The organism is Solidesulfovibrio alcoholivorans DSM 5433, assembly GCF_000702665.1.
GTDB lineage: Bacteria > Desulfobacterota > Desulfovibrionia > Desulfovibrionales > Desulfovibrionaceae > Solidesulfovibrio > Solidesulfovibrio alcoholivorans.
This window is the reverse complement of the sequence record NZ_JNJA01000004.1, coordinates 153,602-172,937: the sequence shown is the minus strand read 5'-3', so window position 1 is coordinate 172,937 and position 19,336 is coordinate 153,602. Positions and strand designations below refer to the sequence as shown.

Sequence of the window (19,336 nt, the reverse complement as noted above, 5' to 3'; positions counted from 1 at the left end):
TTTCGCCAACCTTCCTTTACGCGGCCCGCGTTTTGCCGTAAACCGATGCCGCCATGCACGAACTCTCCATCGCCCAAAGCCTGATCGCCCTCATCGAGGACGAGATGGCCAAGCACGGAAAAGAAACCCTGGTCAGCGTCAAGATCAAGCACGGTCGTCTTTCCGCCGTGGTGCCCGAGGCCCTGGAGATGGGCTTTACCGCCCTGACCATGGACACCCGCCTGGCCGGGGCCAAAATCGTGCTTGAGGAAACGCCCGTGGTGCTGCGCTGCCGGGCCTGCGCCAGGGAATTCACGCCCGAAGGGTCCTCGGCCTTCGCCCCCTGCCCGGCCTGCGGCGAGGAACTCGGCCACGCCGTGCTCTCCGGTCGCGAACTCTACATCGAATACCTCGAACTCGAATAGCGGAGGCTTGCCATGCAGATTCCCGTGGTGCGCAACATCCTGGAGGCCAACGCCCGCATCGCCGCGGACCTCAAGGACTTTTTCGCGAAAAAAGGCATCCTCGTCCTGAACCTCATGAGTTCGCCCGGCGCAGGCAAGACCACCGTGCTCGAGCGCACCCTAAGCGCCCTGGCCCCGGAAATGCGCATGGCCGTGGTCGAAGGCGACCTGCAAACCGACAACGATGCCCGCCGCGTGGCCGCGACCGGCGCGCAGGCCGTGCAGATCAACACCGAGGGCGGCTGCCACCTCACCAGCTCCCAGGTCCAGGAAGCGATCAAGAGCCTCGACCTCGAAGACCTGGACATCCTTTTCATCGAAAACGTCGGCAACCTCGTCTGCCCGGCGGAGTTCGACGTGGGCGAGGATTTCAAGATCACGCTTCTTAGCGTTGCCGAAGGGGATGACAAACCGGAGAAATATCCGCTAATGTTCCATATTTCGGCAGCGCTGCTGCTCAACAAGGTGGACCTGCTCCCCTATGTGGACTTCGACCTCGAGCGCGCCAGCCGTCATGCCCGGGTGCTCAACGAGTGCATCGAGGTCTTTCCGGTTTCCGCCCGCAGCGGCGAAGGCCTCGACGCCTGGTACGACTGGCTGCGCCGCCGCCTGGCCGACAAGCGCGCCGCCGTCTGATCCGCCGCCTTCCGCCGTCCCGCCCGCGGCCGCGGGCGGGACGGCGCGCCCTGCCGCCGCCTGCACGTTCACCAGTCATTTCCCCGGGTTCAAAGCATCCTTCCAACACGTGTCTGCGCCGGCGTCGCGGTTTTTCCTGTCCGCGCTTTCTGTTTCATTGTTTGAAAAAATCACACGATTCTCCAGGCTTCTTCCTCTGTCTCCGCCGAGCGCCGGAGAGCTTTATTCTGCATAAGCAAGTAATTAGCACCACCATTCCTTTCTCCTGTCGTTGGCATGGAAATTGATCTGTTCCTGGCGATTGCAAACCGTTCGCACAGGGAGAAGGATATGGATGCTCTGTTTCGCAAAATGCTCATGGCCCTCGGGTTCGCCTGCCTGATCCTGGCCGCTTCGGCCGGATGGGTCCTGGCGCAGCAAAACCTGGCGGCCGGCAGCTTCAGCTTCGAACCGCGCTTCAGCGCCTTCGGCACCACTAACGACCGCGTCAACTCGATCTACATGTACGGCGGCGCGCTGACCTACTTCATCTTCGACAACGTGGGCGTGGAAGTGGAAGGCATGGGCGTCTACGTGGACCAGAACAAGCGCTTCGAGACCGCCTACGGCATCGGCAGCAAGTCCTCGCCGGCCAGTGGCATCGGCGGAAACTTCAACGCCCGCTGGCACTTCGTGAACACCGGCCCGGCCACGGTCTTTGTCGGCGCGGGCCTCGGCGGTCTGTGGGCCGACGCCAAGGTCCCCTACAACGGCTTCGAGAACAGCGTGACCGAAAACGGCGAGCTCGGCGCGAGCTACGCCCTGACCCAGCAGTTGAGCATCAAGGGCTCGGTCAAGTACCTGCACATCGGCCAGTTCAACAACCAGGGCGTCAACGGCTTCGGCGGCACGCTAGGCCTCAACGTCAGCTTCTAGGCCGTAGGTCGCCGCAGCCGCGGCCCCCAATGCCCTGCCGCGCCGCCGCGCGGATACGACCGGCCGCCTCGCCAGCGGCCGGTTCGCGTTTACGCCCCTTTCCTTTTCGGGGCGACGCCCCTATAGTCAAAGGGTTAACGGTCGAAAGGTGGGGACATGAGCAAGATTCTCGATCAGGACGAAGTCGATGCGCTGCTGCGCGGACTTTCCGGCGGCGAGATCGAAGCGGAAAACGACATCCTGGAGGACGACTCCGGGGTCGTGGTCTTCGACCTGTCCAACCAGGACCGCATCATCCGCGGCCGCATGCCGGTCCTCGAAATCATCAACGACCGCTTCGCCCGCCTGGCCTCCAACGCCATGGCCAACGCCATGCGCAAGCGCGCCGACGTCAACCCCATCTCCATCGACATGTCCAAGTTCGGGGACTTCATGCGCTCCCTGCCCGTGCCCACCTCCATCAACATCTTCAAGCTCGACCCCCTGCGCGGCAACGCCATCCTCGTCGTGGACTCGCGCCTGGTCTTCGCCATGGTGGAGAGCTTTTTCGGCGGGGCCGGTTCGCAACCCAAGATCGAGGGTCGCGACTTCACACCCATCGAACAGGCCATCATCAACAGGGTCGTGCGAATCGCCTTGGAAAACATGGAGGAATCCTGGCAACCCGTGCACGAGGTGCATATCGAGCTCGTGCGCAGCGAGGTCAACCCCCAGTTCGCGGCCATCGTGCCCCCAAGCGACGTGGTCATCGTCGTCACCTTCGAGGTGGAGCTGGAAAACGCCATCGGCTCGTTGATCGTCTGCCTGCCCTACGCCACCATCGAGCCCATCCGCACCAAGCTCTACGCCTCCTTCCAGACCGAGCGCCTGGAAGTGGACCACGCCTGGATCGCGCGCTTCAAGGAGCGGCTCATGGAGACCCCGGTGGAGATGCTCGTGCGCTTCGGCCGCTCCCAGATCACCGGCCGCCAGCTGCTTTCCTTAAAGCCCGGGGACATCATCATGCTCGACAACGACGTGGACGACCTGCTCGACGCCGAGATCCAGGGCGTGCGCAAGTTCCGGGGCATCCCGGGCCTCGTCAAGTCCAACAAGGCCTTCCAGATCGTCAAGGAAGAGGAAATCCACTTCGAATAAACGGCCGGCCGGCCATGACGGTTTTGCAAGGCTTTCCCGACAGCAACCGGGACGAGGCGGCCTTTCCCGCCGGGATGCAGGCGATCCTTCCCCGCATCGCGCGTTTTCCCGTGCCCTCCCAGCAGATGCCACATTTTCCTAACGACTTGCCATCACGGCACAAATCCGTAAAATCGTCATAAAACGCCCATGGCCAACCCCCATGGGCCGTGATAGTTGGCAAACCCGTGCGCTCCATGCTCGACATACCCATCGGGGCCCAGCCCGACGACACCACCTGCGGCCCCACCTGCCTGCAAGCCATCTACCGCTATTACGGGGACGACGTGGCCCTGTCCGCGGTCATCGCCGAGACCACGACCCTGCCCGGAGGCGGCACGCTGGCCGCCTGGCTCGGCTGCCACGCCCTGCGCCGGGGCTATGCGGCGAGGCTTTACACCTTTGACCTGACCGTCTTCGACATCACGTGGTTCAACGGCACGCACGGCGTCGACCTCGCCGACAAGCTGGCCCGCCAGCGCCGCGTGAAGCGCAGTTCGCGGCTGCAAGCCACCACCGACGCCATGCTGGATTTCCTGCGCCAGGGCGGCGAGGTCCGTTTCGAGGACCTCACCGCCGGGCTCATCCGCGACATCCTCAAGCGCGACCGGCCCATCCTGGCCGGGCTTTCCGCCACCTACCTCTACCGCACCGCGCGCGAACGCGACGACGCGGACGGCAGGACGGTCTACGACGACCTGCGTGGCGAGCCCTCCGGGCATTTCGTGGTCATCGGCGGCTACGACCGGGAAAACCGCACCGCACACATCGCCGATCCGCTGTTGCCCAATCCCCTTAGCGAGGGCCAGTACTACGAAGTGACGCTCAACCACCTCGTATGCGCCGTCATGCTCGGCATCATCACCCGTGACGCCAACCTGCTCGTGCTCTCGCCCCGCAAGAACGCCGCGCCCAAGGGCGGCAAAAAAGGAGCCTCCTCTCGTGTCCGTTCTGGTGGTCATTGAAAACCCCGAGGACTGTTCCCTGGTTTTTTCCGGCGTGGAGCCGGTTGCGGCCCGGGCCTATCTTACCGACGAAACCTTCACCGGCCTCCGCGGCGTCAAGATCATCAACATCTGCCGCTCCTACCGTTACCAATCCATGGGCTACTACGTGTCGCTTCTGGCCGAGGCGCGCGGACACAAGCCCGTGCCATCCATAACGGCCATCCAGGACATGAAGTCCATAGGCATCATCCGCCTCGCCTCCGACGAACTCGAGGAGGTGATGGCCAAGGCCCTGGCCGAACATCTACCAGAGAAACTGAGCTTTTCCGCCTACTTCGGAAAAACTCCTGAAAAAGGCCTCGAACAGCTGGCCTCACGGCTGTTCAAGCTCTTTCCATCGCCGTTTTTGCGCGCCGACCTGTCGTTTCAAAACGGCTGGCAGCTGCAAAACGTCTCGCCGCTGTCGGTCAAGGACATCCCGCCCGAGGAACGCGACTTCGCCGAATCCGTGTCCACGGAGTATTTCGCCGGCAAAAAGCTCATCATCCCCAAGCGGCCCGTGTCCCGCTACGACATCGCCATCCTGCACGATCCCGAGGAGACGCGGCCCCCGTCGAACGCCAAGGCCCTCAAGCGCTTCGTCAAGGCCGCCGAAACCCTCGGCGTCGGCGTGGAACTCATCACCCGCGAGGATTCCAACCGCCTGTCGGAATTCGACGCGCTTTTCATCCGCGAAACGACCAACGTGGACCACCATACCTACCGCATGGCGCGCAAGGCCATGGCCGAAGGCCTCGTGGTCATCGACGACCCGGAATCGATCCTGCGCTGCTCCAACAAGGTCTATCTGGCCGAACTGATGGCGCGCCACAAGATTCCGGCCCCGCGCACGGTCATCGCCCACTGCAAGAACATCGACCACATCCTGGAGGAACTGCCCCTGCCGTGCGTGCTCAAGCAGCCCGACAGCGCCTTTTCCCAGGGCGTGGTGCTCGTGCGCGAATCCGACGTCCTGGTCAGCGAAGCCCGGCGACTCCTCGCCAAATCCGACCTGGTCATCGCCCAGGAATACCTGCCCTCGGATTTCGACTGGCGCATCGGCATCCTCGACCGCCGGCCGCTTTTCGCCTGCAAGTACTACATGGCCGCCGGGCACTGGCAGATTTTGCGCAAGGGCAAAAGCGGCAAGGACATCTACGGCCGCGTGGAAACCCTGCCCGTGGGCAAGGTCCCCAAGAAGGTCGTTTCCACGGCGCTTAAGGCCGCGGACGCCATCGGCGACGGCCTTTACGGCGTCGACCTCAAGCAGGTGGGCAACAAGGTCTACGTCATCGAGGTCAACGACAACCCGAACATCGACGCCGGGTTCGAGGACGAAGTCCTCCAGGACGAGCTGTACCTCCGCGTGGTGGAAGTGTTTCTCAAACGCATAGAACGCCGCAAAACCGGGAGCCTGAATATATGAGCCGGGCCAGACCTCTTTTTTCCGCCTACGGCATCGAAATCGAATACATGATCGTGGACCGGGGCACGCTTCGCGTGCTGCCCGTGGCCGACAAGCTGCTTGCCGCCGCCGCCCGCAAGGAAGGCGTTGCGGACGTCGACATGGGCGCGCTCACCTGGTCCAACGAACTCGTCAACCACGTGCTGGAGATGAAGGTCTCAAAGCCCGCCAAAAGCCTGGTCGGCCTGGCCGACCAGTTCGCCGAGGGCGTGGCCATGGCCGACGCGTTGCTTGCGCCCATGGGCGGGCGGCTCATGCCCACGGGCGCGCATCCGTTCATGAATCCCCAGTCCGAAACCGTGCTCTGGCCCCACGCATACGGCGAGATCTACAAGGCCTTCGACGCCGTCTTCGACTGCAAGGGGCACGGCTGGTCCAACCTGCAAAGCATGCACATCAACCTCCCCTTTCGCGGGGACGAGGAATTCGCCCGGCTGCACGCCGCCATCCGGGTGTTGCTGCCCATCATGCCGGCCCTGGCCGCGTCCTCGCCGCTGCTCGACGGCAAGGCGACCGGCTTCCTCGACGCGCGCATGGAGCAGTATTCCCACAACGCCGCGCGCGTGCCCTCGGTCATGGCCGCGGTCGTCCCGGAGGACGTCTCCTCGGAACAGGAATACCGCGAGCGCATCCTCGCACCCATGTACCGGGACATCGCGCCGCTCGACCCGGCCGGCGTGCTCCAGGACGAGTTCCTAAACGCCAGGGGGGCCATCGCCCGTTTCGACCGCTCCACCATCGAGATTCGCGTCCTCGACACCCAGGAGTGCCCCTGCGCCGACCTCGCCCTGGCCGGCGTGCTCACGGCGGCGCTCAAGGGCCTCGTGGAGGAACGCTGGTCCACCTACGCGGAGCAGAAGGCCTGGGACACGCGGGAGCTGGCGGCCGTCTTTCAGAACACCATCCGCAACGCCGGCCGCACGATGGTGCCCCAGGAATACGCCAAGCTCTTCGGGGTCTACGCGCCCTCGAACATCCCGGCCCGCGTCATCTGGCGACGGCTGACCCACAGCTGCCTGCCGGCCATGGACTACGACCCGGCCTGGGACAAGCCCCTGCCCGTGCTCGTGGACCAGTCGAGCCTGGCCCGGCGCATCCTGGCCGCCCTTGATGGCGACATGCGGCCCGTCAACATCCGCGGCGTCTACGAAAGGCTGTGCGACTGCCTGGAAAAAAACGAGCCGTTCAATGTCGGACTGCTGGGCGCCGCTTATTACCTGTGAGCACGCCGGCAACGCCGTGCCGCCCGGATACCTCCCGCTATTTGCCGGGAGGGAGGACCTGCTCGCCTCGCACCGCGGCTACGACCTCGGGGCGCTGGCCACGGCCGAGGCCCTCGCCCGGGCGGCCGGCGCGCCGCTTTTGTCCGTGGATTTTACGCGCCTGCTTGCCGACCACAACCGCAGCATCGGACATCCCCGCCTCTTTTCGGACATCACCAAGTTCCTTCCCCGCCGGACCCGCCTGGAAATCCTCGCGACCTGCTACGTTCCCCACCGCGAGGCCGTGATTGCCAAGGTCACCGCGCTTCGCGCCACGGACAGGTGCGTGCTGCACATCGCCAGCCACAGCTTCACGCCACGCCTTGGCGATGTCGTGCGCCACTGCGATGTGGGCTTTCTCTACGACCCCGAGCGCGCCGCGGAAAAGACGTTTTGCAGCCGCTGGCTGCGCGAGCTGCGCTGCCTGGACGGCGACCTCATCCTGCGGCGCAACTATCCCTACCGCGGGGTGACGGACGGCCTGGTCACGGCCCTTCGCCGCCGCTTCGGCGAGGCCTATCTCGGCGTGGAACTGGAAGTGAACCAGCGCTTTGCCCGGGGCGGCGAGGAAGCGCTCGCGAGCATCAACGACCACTTGGCCGAAGCGCTCCTGCGGGCCATGGGCCGGGAAACCGTCTGCGTGCCGGCCGGGGAGGCGTGAGCCTGCCACCTTACGAGCCGGCCCCTACGGCCGGGCCGCGCCCCTTGAAGAGCGTCAGGCCATTGCGTTCACGCACGGCCTCGAACCGCTGGCGCAGAAGCGGCAGGAAGGGACTCTCCCCGGCAGGACGGCCGTTTAGGGTCGCAACGGCCACGCGAGGTTCGGGCAGGGTGCGCCGGACGAGCAGGTTCTCAAGCGGCGCGAGCGCCGCCGGCAAGGCCGGGTCGTCCGGGGCGAGGACCGTTTCGATGCGCCCGCCGCCGGCGGACAGGGCCAGCACGGGCCTCGGGCCGACGAAGGCCACGGCGCAGCCCGCCGCCCGGCGCGGCAGGGCCACGCCGTCGCCGGGCGCGCCGAAGCCCCACAGGGCGCAGGGATCGCGCCCGGCGCACCACCAGGGCTGCGTTCCCGAAAGGCCGGCGGCAAGCAGGCGCACGGCCTTGGCCGTGGCGAACTGGGGCGCGGACAGGCCGGCGAAGAATTCGCCCGAGACCACTTCCCCCGAAAGCTCCATGCGCCGCAGCGCCCGGAAAACACCCGGCCAGACGAACGCCGGCGCTTCGCGCGCGAGCATGTCGCGGCAGACGACGCCGTAGCGCGCCAGGAGCACGCGCGCCCGGTCCATGGCCAGCTCCTCGCGCCCCACGGCATCGTCCGGGGGAACCGGAACGCGCAAAAACCCCCATAAACCGGATGCGGGCAGGCTCGCGGCGAAGCGCGCCTGGGACGTGCGCCGCACCGTGCGCCGCCCGCCGCGCGAGGCCTCGAAAAACGGGGCCTCGGGCGTGAAATCCGTGGCCACGCCCCGGCGCAGCACGGCCAGCGCGTCGCAGGCCGCGTCGCCCTTCCAGGTCGCGGCCCAGAGCCGCGTGGCCAGTTCCGTGGGCGAAAGGCCGGTGATGTCGAGCAGCGCGGCGAAATCGTAGCGCGCGCGGGGATCGGGAAAAAACCCCGCGCCCGGTTTGGGCGGCGAAAAGCCGGCCAGATCGAGGTCGTCCGGATGCATGAAGACGACCTTCTTCGTCCCGGCCCCGAACCAGCCGAAGCCTGTCGCGGCAAGGGCCGCGTCGAGCCAGGCCGGATCGTAGGCGCGGCAGCGCGCGGGCAGGACTTCCGTCTCCCACAGCGCGGCGGGAAGCGCCAAACCGGCGAGCTGTTCCAGGCGCGCGGCCACGCCGGCCGCGTCGTCGGCCGGCGTGGCGAGCCCCTGCCACAGCGCCAGGAAATACGGCAGCCGCTCCGCCGGCGCGGCCGCAAGCCCCGGCCGTCTGGCGGCGCGGGCCAGACGCAGCAGGGTCTCGAAATTGGCCGCGTCGCACCAGAGCGTGCCCTCTTCGCCGGTAACGAGCGCGCCGGACAGCCAACGTCCGGCCGCGGCCATGTCCTCGGCCGCCCCTGCCAGGGAAGCGTGGTCCATGCCAAGCAGTCCGGCCATTTCCGCCAGGGAGAGCGGGCCGTAAAAGGAAAACCATTCCACGAGCAGCCCTTCGCGCAGGGCCGCCGCTTCTTCCGGGGTCTGCGTCGGACTTTTGCCCCTGCGCGCCTTGGGTCGCCCGGACGCGCCTTCCAAGGCCTGGGCGGCGTCGCCGTAAAGCGCCAGGGCCACGTCCGCCGCCCGCTCCAGGGCGACGACACGGGGCCTGCCGTCGCCCGGCGCGACGAGGCGGCGCATACGCGGCTGCAAGGCCTCGGCAAGCGCCTCGGGCGCATCCCCGTGGTCCCGGGCCATGGCCGCGAGCATCGCCGCCCATTCGGCTTCGGTGACGACCACGCGCTCCTTGAGCCACTCGAGCAGCTCCGCCGCGCCGGACGGGGCATAGCCCGGAAAGAGCCGCTGGCGCTTGGCCACGAACGCCTGCGCGATATGCGCCGGCACGCTCGGCCGCGACGGCGCGCGCGCCACCTCGGCCACGAGGTCGGGCCGGGCGGACGTCGGGCCGGCGGCAGTGCCGGCGTCGGTCAGGTACATGTATTCCGTGACGTGTCGCCAGACGAGGTCCGCGGCAAAGGGGCTCTGCACCCGGGTGCGCACGACGCTGACCGCGACCGCGCCCGAACGCACGCCGGCAAGGAAGGCGCGCAGCCCCTCCATGTCGAAGGCGTCGGCCAGGCACGTGCGCCAGGCTTCGAGCACCATGGGAAAGTCGCCGTAGCCGGCCACGGCGGCCAGGAGCTTTCGCGCGCGAAGCCGCGTGATCCAAAGCGGCTGGCGCTTGCCGAAGCCGTCGCGGGGCAACAGCAGCGCCCTGCCGGCGGCCTCGCGAAAGGCCGCGCCAAAGGAGCCCGAGCCCTCGAGCCGGGCGCGCAGCCGCGCCGCCGTCTCCTCCGGGGCGAGCAGTTCGAGAATGCGCTCTGGCGCGACCTCGCCCGGGAGGGTGATGGCCACGCAATCGTTGCCGGCGTAGACCGGCGCACTTTCGCCCAGCGTGTCGCCAAGGGCCGCTTCGAGCAGGAGCCCGAGCGGCGCGGTCACGGCCAGGCCCAGGGGCGCGTGCAGAAGCACCTGCGAACCCGGCGCGCCGCCGGGTCCCGTGGCCGTGACCTCGACGACCAGATGCCGGGCATGGGGCAGGCCGGTCCCGGTCGCTTCCCGCTGGCTTTTCAGGAAATCCACCAGGGCCCGCGCCGCGTCCGGTTCGAGAAAGCATTCCGCTTCCAGCGCGGCCGCAAAGCCCCGCTCGTCCAGGCGCGTGTCGGCCTGCTCCAGGAAATCCGAGAGCAGGCCCGAAAAATGGCGGTCGCGGCCGTGGGGGTCGCCAAGCCAGAACGGAGCCGGTACGCTGCCCTCGGGCGCGGGTGAAACAAAGACGTCGGCGTCGGTGATGCGCTCGACGCGCCAGTTTTGCGCGCCAAAAGCGAAAAGCTGGCCCAGGCGCGCCTCCCAGACGAAGACCTCGTCGAGCTCGCCCAGGCGCGCGCCGCTGTCCGCGCGGCGCAGGGCGTAGTACCCCCGGTCGGCGATAACCCCGCCCGAGGCGTAAAGGCGCATGAGCGCGCCTTTGCGCGCCGCGACCGTGCCGTCCACGGCGTCGATGGCGACCAGCGGCGAAAGTTCGCGGACGCGCGACGCGCCGTAGCGCCCGGCCAGCATGCCGAGCGTGAGGTCGAAGGCCGTGCGCGACAGGTCGCGGTACGGCCAGGCCCGGCGCACGGCGTCGTAAAGCGCGTCCACGCCCCAGGCCTCGACGCCGCACATGGCCACGAGCATCTGCGCCAGCACGTCGAGCGGCGCAAGCACCGGGCGAAGCGCCTCGATGTCGCGCGCGTGCGCCGCCCGGGCCATGACCGCCGCTTCCAGCAGGTCCTTTTCGGAAGTGGGCAGGAAAAGCCCACGGCTGGTCTCGCCCACCCCGTGCCCGCTGCGGCCGATGCGCTGCACGGCGGCGCTGACCGTGGGCGGGCATTCGACGAGCGCCACCTCGTCCACCGCGCCGATGTCGATGCCAAGTTCCAGGGATTTGGTGGCCACCACCGCGCGCAGTTCCCCGGCCTTGAGGCGCGCCTCCACGGACTGGCGCAGTTCCCGCGACAGGGAGCCGTGGTGGGCGTAGGCGAGCGTGCCCTCGTCGCCGTCGTTGATCAGGCGCGCGAGCTTTTCGCACAGCTTGCGGTTGTTGACGAATACGAGGGTCGCGCGGTTTCTCTTGATGCGCTCCCGCAGGTCGGCGGCCACGGCCTTGACGCGCCCGCCCGTGCGGTCGCCCTCGGGCCAGGGCACGTGCCGCACGCGCGCCTCCATGCGCTTTTGCGCCTCGCTCGCCACGATGGCGACCGGGCGCGGCACAAGCGCGCCGGACGCGTCCGGCGCGGGGGCGAAGCCGCCGACCATGGCCGCAACCGTGGCCAGCGGCGTGACCGTGGCCGAAAGGGCCACGCGCTGGAATTCGCCGGAAAGCAGTGCCAGCCGCTCCACGGCGGTCAGCAGAAACACCCCGCGCTTGCTCCCAGCCACGGCATGGATCTCGTCGAGGATGACCAGGCGCACGTCGCCGAGCATGCCCCGCCCGCCGCGCGAGGAGAGCAGGAGATTCAAGGATTCCGGCGTGGTGATGAGGATTTCCGGCGGCTTGCGCAGCATGTGCCGCCGCTCCTCGGAGGAGGTGTCGCCGCTGCGGATGGCGACCCGGAGGGACGGCAGCGTCTGCCCGGCGGCCTCGAAATCGCGGCGAATCCCGGCCAGGGGCGCAAGCAAATTGGTGCGCACGTCCGTGCCCAGGGCCTTGAGCGGCGACACGTAGACCACGGACACCCGTCCCGTGGGCCACGCGCCCGTGGCCAGCCGGTCCAGGGCGCACAGAAACGCGGTCAGCGTCTTGCCCGATCCCGTGGGGGCCACGGCGAGCACGTGCTCGCCGGCGGCGATGCGCGGCCAGGCGCGCGCCTGGATATCCGTGGGCGCGCCGACATGTGCGGCGAACCAGGACGCGATGCGCGGATCAAAGGGCAACGGCAGCATGGCGGCAGGGTAAATTCCCGGGCCGTGTTTGGCAAAGCCCTTTCCGCTTCTTTAAAATATATCAATTATTCATGTATATTATACAATTTGTGCACAAGAAAGGAACAAAACAGGACCTGTTGGCGACAGGTTGCGCACAGGAAAGCGACACCCTAAAGGTCGTGAGGAACAGGTAACGCACATTTTGGCGACAGCTGGCCCGCAGTGAGGCACAGCCAAGGAACAGCGAAGGAACAAGGCACGCAAAAAAGCGGGCATCGCCCGCGCCGCGACGGCCAAGCCTTTCGGCCCGAGAGCGAAAGTATTGATTTTATCCCGTGAATCCGGTATGATAATCAGGATACGAACAACGAAGAAACGACCAAGGGGGCGTTAGGAACACGGAAGGAACACCCCGGCGACAGGAAACGAACGCCCTCAGTCCCCGGCCGTCTCGCCGAACACCTGCCGTACCCGCGCCGTGACGCCCCGGCCCGACAGATAGGCCGCATAGTCCTCGGCCGCCTCGCGACGCGCAAACGTCCGCAGCACCAGCTGCGCCCGGTCCGTCTCGTCCCAGACCCAGACATAGGCGTCCGGCACGATTGCCACGAGCAGCAATTCCTGGCGCAACCGCGTGCGCGCCGCGTCCCGCTGCTCGAAATCCCCGGGATCGTAAGGCCCGCCGAGCGCCAGCACCCACCAGCCGGCTTCCTCTTGCATCAACGTAACGCCTACTTCACGCCGATGCGCACGGCATAACTCCAGTAAAACGGCACTTCCACATCGCCCATGGCCTCGGCTTCGCGGCGCAACACGTCCATGCCGAAATCGGATTCGGGCACGCCATGCGCCAGCAGCGCCGCCACGCCGCCGAAGGAATGCGCCAGATCGAGCAGCCGCCTGCCGCTGCCCGGCTCCACATGATGCATCGCAAACTGGCGCGTGAAACGAAACCGCCCCGAAGCGGCCATGCGGCCGAGATGGCCTTCCTTGTCCCAACGCCGCACGTCCGTCAGTCGCAACTTCTCTTCAAGTGCCCGCGCCCGACGCCGCATCGACCAGAGCGCTTCCTCGGCCGCCCCGCCAAACGACGGCGTCATGTCCGCATCCACAGCCGCGAACACGCCATCCTCGCGCAAGATGCGCGACACCTCGGCAAAGGTCGGCTGCGGTTCCATCCAATGCAGGCACTGGCAACACGTCACAATGTCCGCGCACCCGTCCCGAAGCCCGGTCTCGTCGGCATAACCGTTGCGGAAAATCACATCCGCACCGCCGGGAATGGCAAGGACCGCCGCCTCTGCGCGATATCGCATCCCCTCGTTGGGCTCGATGCCGATCACCGTCCCTGCCCGGCCGATCCATAACCGCGTCGCAAGGCCCGTGCCGCTGCCCAAATCCACCACCAACTCCGGCCGCGATACCCCGGCATAGCGACACAACACGTCCACCAGCACAGCCGGCGGCGAAGGCCGGCTGGCCTCATACACCTCGGAAAGCCCGTCGAAACGGGCGGCATTGGCCTCCAGATCTGTCATGACTACACTCCTGGAAGCTTTCTACCGCCACACGCAGCCGCCCGCCAGTTACAGGATTGTCGGGCTGCTCCCGGTCAAAGCTGGGGCGCTGCCCCAGGCCCCGCCGGGGGGAGTGACTCCCCCGGCCGCCGGAGGCATCTTATCCTTCTCCCAATCTCTCAACCTACCGTCCCAAACAGACAAAATACTCCCACAACCCGCCATACGCCTTCCGGCTCTCCAGGTTCACCACATCAAACCGCGCCTGCAGCGCCGGAAGCAGGTGGTCGTCCATGCGCACGTGGTTGACGCCCATCCAGGCGGCGAACCAGGGGTGTGCGGAGCGACGGAAGTCGGCCACGGCCACGATGCCGCCCGGAGCGAGGTGGCTGCGCGCGGCGTCGAGGGCGGCGTCGAAGCCGGGGTTGAACATGCTGAGGCTGTAGGAAAAGACGATGCAGTCCGCGGAGGCGGGAGGCAGGCTTTCCGGGCCGTAGGCCTCGCACAGGAGCCGGCAGCGGGGGGTGTGGGGCGTCGTGGCCCTGGCGGCGCGGGCGATCATGGGCCGGCAGAGGTCGATACCGGTAAGCGAAGCGGCGGGAAAGAGGCGGGCGAGGCGGGCCAGGTTGCGGCCGGTGCCGCAGCCGACTTCGAGGAGCGTCATGTGCGTGCGGCGGCGCGGCCCCAAAGCTTCGGCGGCCAGACGCAGCAGGCGATCGCGACCGAAGAGGAAACTCCAGCGCGTGGCGTCATAGATGCGCGCGTGCCATTTGTAGTAGCCGTGCAGGGGGTTGGCGGCGCAGGCGTTGTCCATCAGGCGACCACCGCCAGGTGCTGGCTGCCGTAGGTACCGACTCGGTCGGCGGCGTGGAGCGGCTCGGTGATTTCGGGGAAGAAGCGCAGGCGGTCGCGGGCCGCGCCCGGCACGAAGGAGACATCGAGGCCGGCGGTGCGCATGAGGATTTTCGCGGCGGGCGCGGCGCTGTCGAAGATGCGGTCCCATTCCTCGGCCAGGGCGGCCGGGGCGTTGCTGGCCAGCCAGTCCTGGTGGTCGAGCAGGATGAAATGGCTGTAGGGGCCGGGATTCCCGGCGAGGAAGGCGCTTACGCTCGCGGTATGGGTGGAAAGGGCGGCAAGGCGGCCGCGGATGACCGGAAAATTGTCTTCCTTGAGATATTCGGGACAGCAGGCGCGGGTATAGCGGCCGGTCAGGTAGACGCGCCAGAAGTAGTTTTCGGCCATGGGAGGGCCGGTGAAGACCTGCCGGACCTTGTCGCGCACGAAACCTTCGAGGCCGCCGGGGTGGGAGTTGCGGATCAGTTCGATCTGCGGACGCGGCACGCCGAGCAGGGCCATGGTTTCCGGGCGGCCGACGAGCCAGCGGCTCACACGGTCCCAGAAGGCGGGCTCGATGGCATCGAAGGCGCGGCGCTGCGCCTCCGGGGTTTGCGCGGCGAGCAGTTCGGGGATCAGGCGGCGCACGCCAGGCTTCACGGCGCTTAAAATACGCGAAAAGGCGAAGGCAACGGCCCCGGACGCGCCGTGGTAGTAAAAGGAGCGCGAGAGCCTGCCGGGCTTGAAGTAGTCGATGTTCCTGTCCCAGAATTCCCGGGCGTAGTCCGGCAGGTCGCCCCGCAGGGCCTTGTAGATGGCGGCGCAGCGCGCGCCGCCGCCGTCGCCGAAAAAGAGAAACAGTTCGGCGTGGGAGGCGCGGCGAAAAAGCGCCCGCTTGAGTTCGAGCAGGGCGTTCTGGCGGAAATTGAGGTCCACGCAGGCGACGCCGGCCGGATCGTCCAGGAGGTAGTCCAAGGCGTTGTCCCCGGCCGAGGTAATGACGACGACCTGCGCGCCGGGGGTGATGCCGAGCAGTTTCCTGTCCAGCCGGGGATCCTCCCAGCAGGTGTTGTAGATGAGGCGGTTGCCGTGGACGAACCGGAAAAAAGCGTCCTGGACGCGGGAGCCGATGGATTTTGCCATGGGGTTAGGTGCCTGTCGCCTGGGGCGGTATGGGGTGTGGAAGCCGCTTTTACCCGGGTTGCTTTTGCGCCGTGCGACGGCCGGGTGACGGAATGGAGACGATGCGGGCGCGTTGCCCGGCGCGCAGGGCTTTGCTAGAGCGGGCCTGCCTCAAGGAGACGCCATGTTCGATTCGCCCGCCGTCCTGCCCCTGTCCCTCGATTCCCTCACTGCCCTGCTCAGCATCGTGGCCATCGACGTGGTCCTTGGCGGCGACAACGCCGTGGTCATCGCGCTGGCCGTGCGCAACCTGCCGCCGCGCCTGCGCGCCAGGGGCATCGTCATCGGCGCGGGCGCGGCCGTGATCCTGCGCGTGGCGTTGACCTTTTTCGCGGCCAAGCTCCTCGACCTGCCCTTTCTCAAGCTCGTGGGCGGCGCGCTCGTGGCCGTGATCGCGGTCAGGCTCTTCGCGGACGGCGGCGAGGCCACTGAGGAGAAGTCCTGCACCACGTTTCTCGGGGCGGTCGGCACCATCGTCGTGGCCGACCTCGTGATGTCCACGGACAACATCCTGGCCGTGGCTGGCGCGTCGCGGGGAAGCCTTCCCCTGCTCGTCTTCGGCCTGGGGCTTTCCATCCCCTTCGTGGTATTCGCCGCGGGATTCTTGAGCCGGCTCATGGACCGCCATCCGATCATCGTGGTCGTCGGCGCGGCCGTGCTCGGCAAGGTGGCGGCGGAGATGATCCTGACCGACGCCTGGGTGGCGGGGTTGGCCAACCCGGGCACCATGGGGCTTTACGCCGGCGAGGTCGTGGGCGCGGTCGGCGTCGTGGTCGTGGGCAAGCTCCGGCTGCGCCTCATGGCGGGCCATGCGCGGCCGTAGCGATCCATTTTTCGTGGTCCCGACACGCCGGTACGCCCTTTTCAGGATCGCGATCCACGATTTCTTTCCAAAGCGTGCTTCGTTCTACATTTCTGTCGCTTTCGCGCTGACAAATTTGTTTCCTACACTGGGTGTTTCATAAAATATACTGCATTAACAAATAGTTAAGCAGTGGCACGTTCCTTGTATAATCCCGATGACCCCGCGCTGTGGTGACCGGGGAAAGGAGCATTCATGGAACAGGCCATTTTCGAGGAACGGCGGGATCAAATCCACCGCAAGGGCGAAGGGCCCTTTGAGCTCGCGTGCAACCGCGACAGCCTTGCCGGGGCGGTGTCCCAACGGGCCTGCGTGTTCTGCGGCTCCCGCGTGGTGCTCTATCCCATCGCCGACGCCCTGCACCTGGTGCACGGGCCCATCGGCTGCGCCGTTTACACCTGGGACATCCGGGGCGCGCTGTCTTCCGGCCCGGAACTGCACCGCCTGAGCTTTTCCACCGATCTCCAGGAAAAAGACGTGATTTTCGGCGGCGAGAAGAAACTCAAGGCCGCCCTGCTCGAACTCATCGAACGCCACAAGCCCAACGCGGCTTTCGTCTATGCCACCTGCATCGTGGGCATCATCGGTGACGACGTGGGCGCGGTGTGCCGCGACGTGTCCGAACAGACGGGCATCCCGGTCATCCCGGTCCAGTCCGAGGGCTTCAAGGGCAACAAGCGCGAAGGCTACGCCGCCGCCTGCAAGGCCATGTTCACCCTGGCCGGCACCGGCGACACCTCGGGCATCAGCCCCATTTCCGTCAATATCCTCGGCGATTTCAACCTGGCCGGCGAGATCTGGATCATCCGCGAATACTTCAAGCGCATGGGCGTCGAGGTGGTGGCCAACATCACCGGCGACGGCCGCGTGGCCGACATCAAGCGCTGCCACGGCGCGGGCCTCAACGTGGTGCAGTGCTCCGGCGCCACCATGGAGCTGGCCCAGATGATGAAGGAGAAGTTCGGCACGCCATTTCTGCGCGTGTCCTACCTCGGCATCGAGGACATGGCCGACTCGCTCTACGCCGTGGCCGACCACTTCAAGGATCGCGACCCCGGCATCGTGGAGCGCACCCAGGCGCTGGTGCGCGAGGAGTTGTCCAAGCTGTTGCCGGAGCTGCGCAAGTACCGCGAGGACCTCGAAGGCAAGAAGGTCGCCGTCTATGTCGGTGGCGCCTTCAAGGCCTTTTCGCTCATCAAGGCCTTCCGCCACCTGGGCATGCAGGTCGTGCTCGTGGGCTCCCAGACCGGCACCAAGGAAGACTACGAGGAACTGGCCGCCATCTGCGACCCGGGCACGGTCATCGTGGACGACTCCAACCCGCTGGAGCTCTCGAAGTTCGTCAGGGAACTCGACGTGGACCTCTTCGTCGGAGGCGTCAAGGAGCGGCCCATCGCCCACAAGCTCGGCGTGGGCTTTTGCGACCACAACCACGAACGCAAGGAAGCGCTGGAAGGCTTCGTCGGCATGCTCAATTTCGCCAAGGAAGTCCACGCTTCGGCCACGAGCCCGGTCTGGCGGTTCGTGCCCCGGCGCGAGGCCATGGCCAGGGAAAAGGAACAGGAAGCCGCCAAGCGCGCGGCCGGCGGAGAAGGCATATGAGCGACTCGCCCTACGTTTCCACGACCAACGCCTGCAAGCTGTGCACGCCCCTGGGCGCGGCCCTGGCCTTCCGGGGCGTCGAGGGGGCCATTCCCTTCCTGCACGGCTCCCAGGGCTGCGCCACCTACATGCGGCGCTACATCATCAGCCATTTCCGCGAACCCATGGACATCGCCTCCTCGGCGCTGGGGGAAAAGCAGGCTGTCTTCGGCGGCGGCCCCAACCTCAAAAAGGGCATCCTCAACGTCATGTCCAAGTACGGCGCCAAGGTAGTCGGCGTGGCCACGACGTGCCTGACCGAAACCATCGGCGACGACGTGCCCCGGCTTTTGGCGGAGTTCCGCAAGGAATTCGGCGACCTGCCCCTGCCCGAGATCGTCAATGTCTCCACGCCGAGCTATTCCGGCACGCACATGGAAGGCTGGCACGCGGCCACGGCCGCCCTGGCCTCCCAGCTGGTGCGGGAAAAGGTCGCCGCGCACCGGCGCGTGAACCTGATCCCCGGCTTCGTCTCCCCGGCCGACCTGCGCCACTTCAAGGAAATTCTCGCCGACTACGGCGTGGACGCGACCGTGCTGCCCGACATTTCCGAGAGCATGGACCGCCCGGCGCTGCTCGACTACGAAAAGCTGCCCGCCGGCGGCACGCCGCTTGCCGACATCCGGGCCATGTCCGGGGCGCTTGGCACCATCGAATGCGGCCGGGCCGACCACATGGCCGAAAGCGCCGGCACAAACCTCGAACGCCGCTTCGGCGTGCAGAACCTGCGCGTGGGCATCCCGGTCGGCATCCGCGAGACCGACGTCTTCTTCGACGCCCTGGAACGGCTCACGGGCCAGCCCATGCCCGAGAAATACGCCAGCGAGCGCGGCAAGCTCGTGGACGCCTACGTCGACGGCCACAAGTACGTGGCCGGCAAGCGCGCCATCGTCTACGGCGAGGAGGATCTCGTCATCGCCATGGTCGCCTTCCTGGCCGAGATCGGCGTCAAGCCGATCCTCGCCGCGACCGGCGCCAAGTGCCGCAACTTCAAGCAGGCCCTGGCCGAGGTCACGGAAGGCATCCTGCCCGAGCCCCCCGAGGCCCGGGAAGGCGTGGATTTCCACGACATAGCCGAGCAGGCGGCCGACCTTGCCCCGGACCTTCTCGTCGGCCACAGCAAGGGCTACCGTTACGCCAAGGACATGGGCGTGCCGCTTGTGCGCGTGGGTTTCCCCATCCACGACCGCTTCGGCGGCCAGCGCATGCTGCACGTGGGCTACCGCGGCACGCAGGAACTTTTCGATCGCCTGGTCAACACCATCCTCGAACGCAAGCAGGAAGACAGCGCCGTCGGATACGGCTATCTCTAAAAGGA

Annotated in this window: 16 protein-coding genes; 11 read left to right on the top strand and 5 right to left on the bottom strand. The window is 66.9% G+C overall.

Annotated features, from left to right (window positions below):
* Positions 1 to 53: 53 nt before the first annotated feature.
* The 8 genes from Q368_RS0109215 to Q368_RS0109180 all read left to right on the top strand — a co-directional run bounded on the left by Q368_RS0109215 (position 54) and on the right by Q368_RS0109180 (position 7,544).
* The gene (locus tag Q368_RS0109215) at positions 54 to 404 is read left to right on the top strand and encodes a hydrogenase maturation nickel metallochaperone HypA/HybF (RefSeq protein ID WP_029458779.1); all 351 of its coding nucleotides are present in this window, start codon (positions 54 to 56) and stop codon (positions 402 to 404) included.
* A 12-nt stretch (positions 405 to 416) separates the two neighbouring features.
* Complete coding sequence (gene hypB / locus Q368_RS0109210; RefSeq protein WP_029458778.1) at positions 417 to 1,079, top strand: hydrogenase nickel incorporation protein HypB; 663 nt, start codon at positions 417 to 419, stop codon at positions 1,077 to 1,079.
* Between the two features lie 330 nt (positions 1,080 to 1,409).
* Positions 1,410 to 1,994: an outer membrane beta-barrel protein gene (locus Q368_RS0109205; protein WP_029458777.1), complete on the top strand. Its 585-nt coding sequence runs from the start codon at positions 1,410 to 1,412 to the stop codon at positions 1,992 to 1,994.
* A 156-nt stretch (positions 1,995 to 2,150) separates the two neighbouring features.
* On the top strand, positions 2,151 to 3,131 hold the full coding sequence (gene fliM / locus Q368_RS0109200) for a flagellar motor switch protein FliM (RefSeq protein WP_029458776.1): 981 nt from the start codon (positions 2,151 to 2,153) through the stop codon (positions 3,129 to 3,131).
* A gap of 236 nt (positions 3,132 to 3,367) precedes the next feature.
* Positions 3,368 to 4,135 carry a C39 family peptidase gene (locus Q368_RS0109195; RefSeq protein ID WP_052360109.1) on the top strand — a complete coding sequence of 256 codons (768 nt, stop codon included), beginning with the start codon at positions 3,368 to 3,370 and terminating at the stop codon, positions 4,133 to 4,135.
* The gene (locus Q368_RS0109190) at positions 4,113 to 5,582 is read left to right on the top strand and encodes a RimK family protein (RefSeq protein WP_029458774.1); all 1,470 of its coding nucleotides are present in this window, start codon (positions 4,113 to 4,115) and stop codon (positions 5,580 to 5,582) included. The genes Q368_RS0109195 and Q368_RS0109190 overlap by 23 nt, the downstream gene beginning before the upstream one ends.
* Positions 5,579 to 6,844: a carboxylate-amine ligase gene (locus Q368_RS0109185; RefSeq protein WP_029458773.1), complete on the top strand. Its 1,266-nt coding sequence runs from the start codon at positions 5,579 to 5,581 to the stop codon at positions 6,842 to 6,844. The genes Q368_RS0109190 and Q368_RS0109185 overlap by 4 nt, the downstream gene beginning before the upstream one ends.
* A complete protein-coding gene (locus tag Q368_RS0109180) occupies positions 6,810 to 7,544 on the top strand; it encodes an N-formylglutamate amidohydrolase (RefSeq protein ID WP_029458772.1) in 735 nt (244 codons plus the stop codon). Before Q368_RS0109185 ends, Q368_RS0109180 begins: the two co-directional genes overlap by 35 nt.
* A gap of 10 nt (positions 7,545 to 7,554) precedes the next feature.
* Here the strand turns inward: Q368_RS0109180 and Q368_RS0109175 are convergent, their stop codons facing one another.
* The 5 genes from Q368_RS0109175 to Q368_RS0109155 form a co-directional block, all read right to left on the bottom strand.
* Positions 7,555 to 12,000, bottom strand: coding sequence for a DEAD/DEAH box helicase (locus Q368_RS0109175; RefSeq protein ID WP_029458771.1), 4,446 nt, complete (start codon positions 11,998 to 12,000; stop codon positions 7,555 to 7,557).
* A gap of 417 nt (positions 12,001 to 12,417) precedes the next feature.
* Positions 12,418 to 12,702, bottom strand: coding sequence for a hypothetical protein (locus tag Q368_RS0109170; RefSeq protein ID WP_029458770.1), 285 nt, complete (start codon positions 12,700 to 12,702; stop codon positions 12,418 to 12,420).
* Positions 12,703 to 12,713: 11 nt separating this feature from the next.
* Positions 12,714 to 13,520 carry a class I SAM-dependent methyltransferase gene (locus tag Q368_RS0109165; RefSeq protein ID WP_029458769.1) on the bottom strand — a complete coding sequence of 269 codons (807 nt, stop codon included), beginning with the start codon at positions 13,518 to 13,520 and terminating at the stop codon, positions 12,714 to 12,716.
* 163 nt (positions 13,521 to 13,683) lie between these two features.
* Entirely contained in the window at positions 13,684 to 14,313 is a 630-nt protein-coding gene (locus Q368_RS0109160) for a class I SAM-dependent methyltransferase (RefSeq protein WP_029458768.1), read from the bottom strand.
* Positions 14,313 to 15,476, bottom strand: a complete 1,164-nt coding sequence (locus Q368_RS0109155; protein WP_029458767.1) for a BtaA family protein — start codon at positions 15,474 to 15,476, stop codon at positions 14,313 to 14,315. Before Q368_RS0109155 ends, Q368_RS0109160 begins: the two co-directional genes overlap by 1 nt.
* Positions 15,477 to 15,639: 163 nt before the next feature.
* On the opposite strand from Q368_RS0109155, the gene Q368_RS0109150 reads away from it, so the two are divergent.
* The 3 genes from Q368_RS0109150 to Q368_RS0109140 all read left to right on the top strand — a co-directional run bounded on the left by Q368_RS0109150 (position 15,640) and on the right by Q368_RS0109140 (position 19,331).
* Positions 15,640 to 16,338, top strand: coding sequence for a TerC family protein (locus Q368_RS0109150; protein ID WP_043785478.1), 699 nt, complete (start codon positions 15,640 to 15,642; stop codon positions 16,336 to 16,338).
* A 234-nt stretch (positions 16,339 to 16,572) separates the two neighbouring features.
* Positions 16,573 to 17,979, top strand: a complete 1,407-nt coding sequence (nifE, locus tag Q368_RS0109145; RefSeq protein ID WP_029458765.1) for a nitrogenase iron-molybdenum cofactor biosynthesis protein NifE — start codon at positions 16,573 to 16,575, stop codon at positions 17,977 to 17,979.
* The gene (locus Q368_RS0109140; RefSeq protein ID WP_029458764.1) at positions 17,976 to 19,331 is read left to right on the top strand and encodes a nitrogenase component 1; all 1,356 of its coding nucleotides are present in this window, start codon (positions 17,976 to 17,978) and stop codon (positions 19,329 to 19,331) included. Before nifE ends, Q368_RS0109140 begins: the two co-directional genes overlap by 4 nt.
* Positions 19,332 to 19,336: the final 5 nt, after the last annotated feature.

Bases quoted from the DNA above. Each gene is read 5' to 3' on its own strand.
- Q368_RS0109215 (WP_029458779.1), top strand. From the start codon at position 54: ATGCACGAACTCTCCATCGCCCAAAGCCTGATCGCCCTCATCGAGGAC.
- hypB (WP_029458778.1), top strand. From the start codon at position 417: ATGCAGATTCCCGTGGTGCGCAACATCCTGGAGGCCAACGCCCGCATC.
- Q368_RS0109205 (WP_029458777.1), top strand. From the start codon at position 1,410: ATGGATGCTCTGTTTCGCAAAATGCTCATGGCCCTCGGGTTCGCCTGC.
- fliM (WP_029458776.1), top strand. From the start codon at position 2,151: ATGAGCAAGATTCTCGATCAGGACGAAGTCGATGCGCTGCTGCGCGGA.
- Q368_RS0109195 (WP_052360109.1), top strand. From the start codon at position 3,368: ATGCTCGACATACCCATCGGGGCCCAGCCCGACGACACCACCTGCGGC.
- Q368_RS0109185 (WP_029458773.1), top strand. From the start codon at position 5,579: ATGAGCCGGGCCAGACCTCTTTTTTCCGCCTACGGCATCGAAATCGAA.
- Q368_RS0109180 (WP_029458772.1), top strand. From the start codon at position 6,810: ATGTCGGACTGCTGGGCGCCGCTTATTACCTGTGAGCACGCCGGCAAC.
- Q368_RS0109175 (WP_029458771.1), bottom strand. From the start codon at position 12,000: ATGCTGCCGTTGCCCTTTGATCCGCGCATCGCGTCCTGGTTCGCCGCA.
- Q368_RS0109170 (WP_029458770.1), bottom strand. From the start codon at position 12,702: ATGCAAGAGGAAGCCGGCTGGTGGGTGCTGGCGCTCGGCGGGCCTTAC.
- Q368_RS0109165 (WP_029458769.1), bottom strand. From the start codon at position 13,520: ATGACAGATCTGGAGGCCAATGCCGCCCGTTTCGACGGGCTTTCCGAG.
- Q368_RS0109160 (WP_029458768.1), bottom strand. From the start codon at position 14,313: ATGGACAACGCCTGCGCCGCCAACCCCCTGCACGGCTACTACAAATGG.
- Q368_RS0109155 (WP_029458767.1), bottom strand. From the start codon at position 15,476: ATGGCAAAATCCATCGGCTCCCGCGTCCAGGACGCTTTTTTCCGGTTC.
- Q368_RS0109150 (WP_043785478.1), top strand. From the start codon at position 15,640: ATGTTCGATTCGCCCGCCGTCCTGCCCCTGTCCCTCGATTCCCTCACT.
- nifE (WP_029458765.1), top strand. From the start codon at position 16,573: ATGGAACAGGCCATTTTCGAGGAACGGCGGGATCAAATCCACCGCAAG.
- Q368_RS0109140 (WP_029458764.1), top strand. From the start codon at position 17,976: ATGAGCGACTCGCCCTACGTTTCCACGACCAACGCCTGCAAGCTGTGC.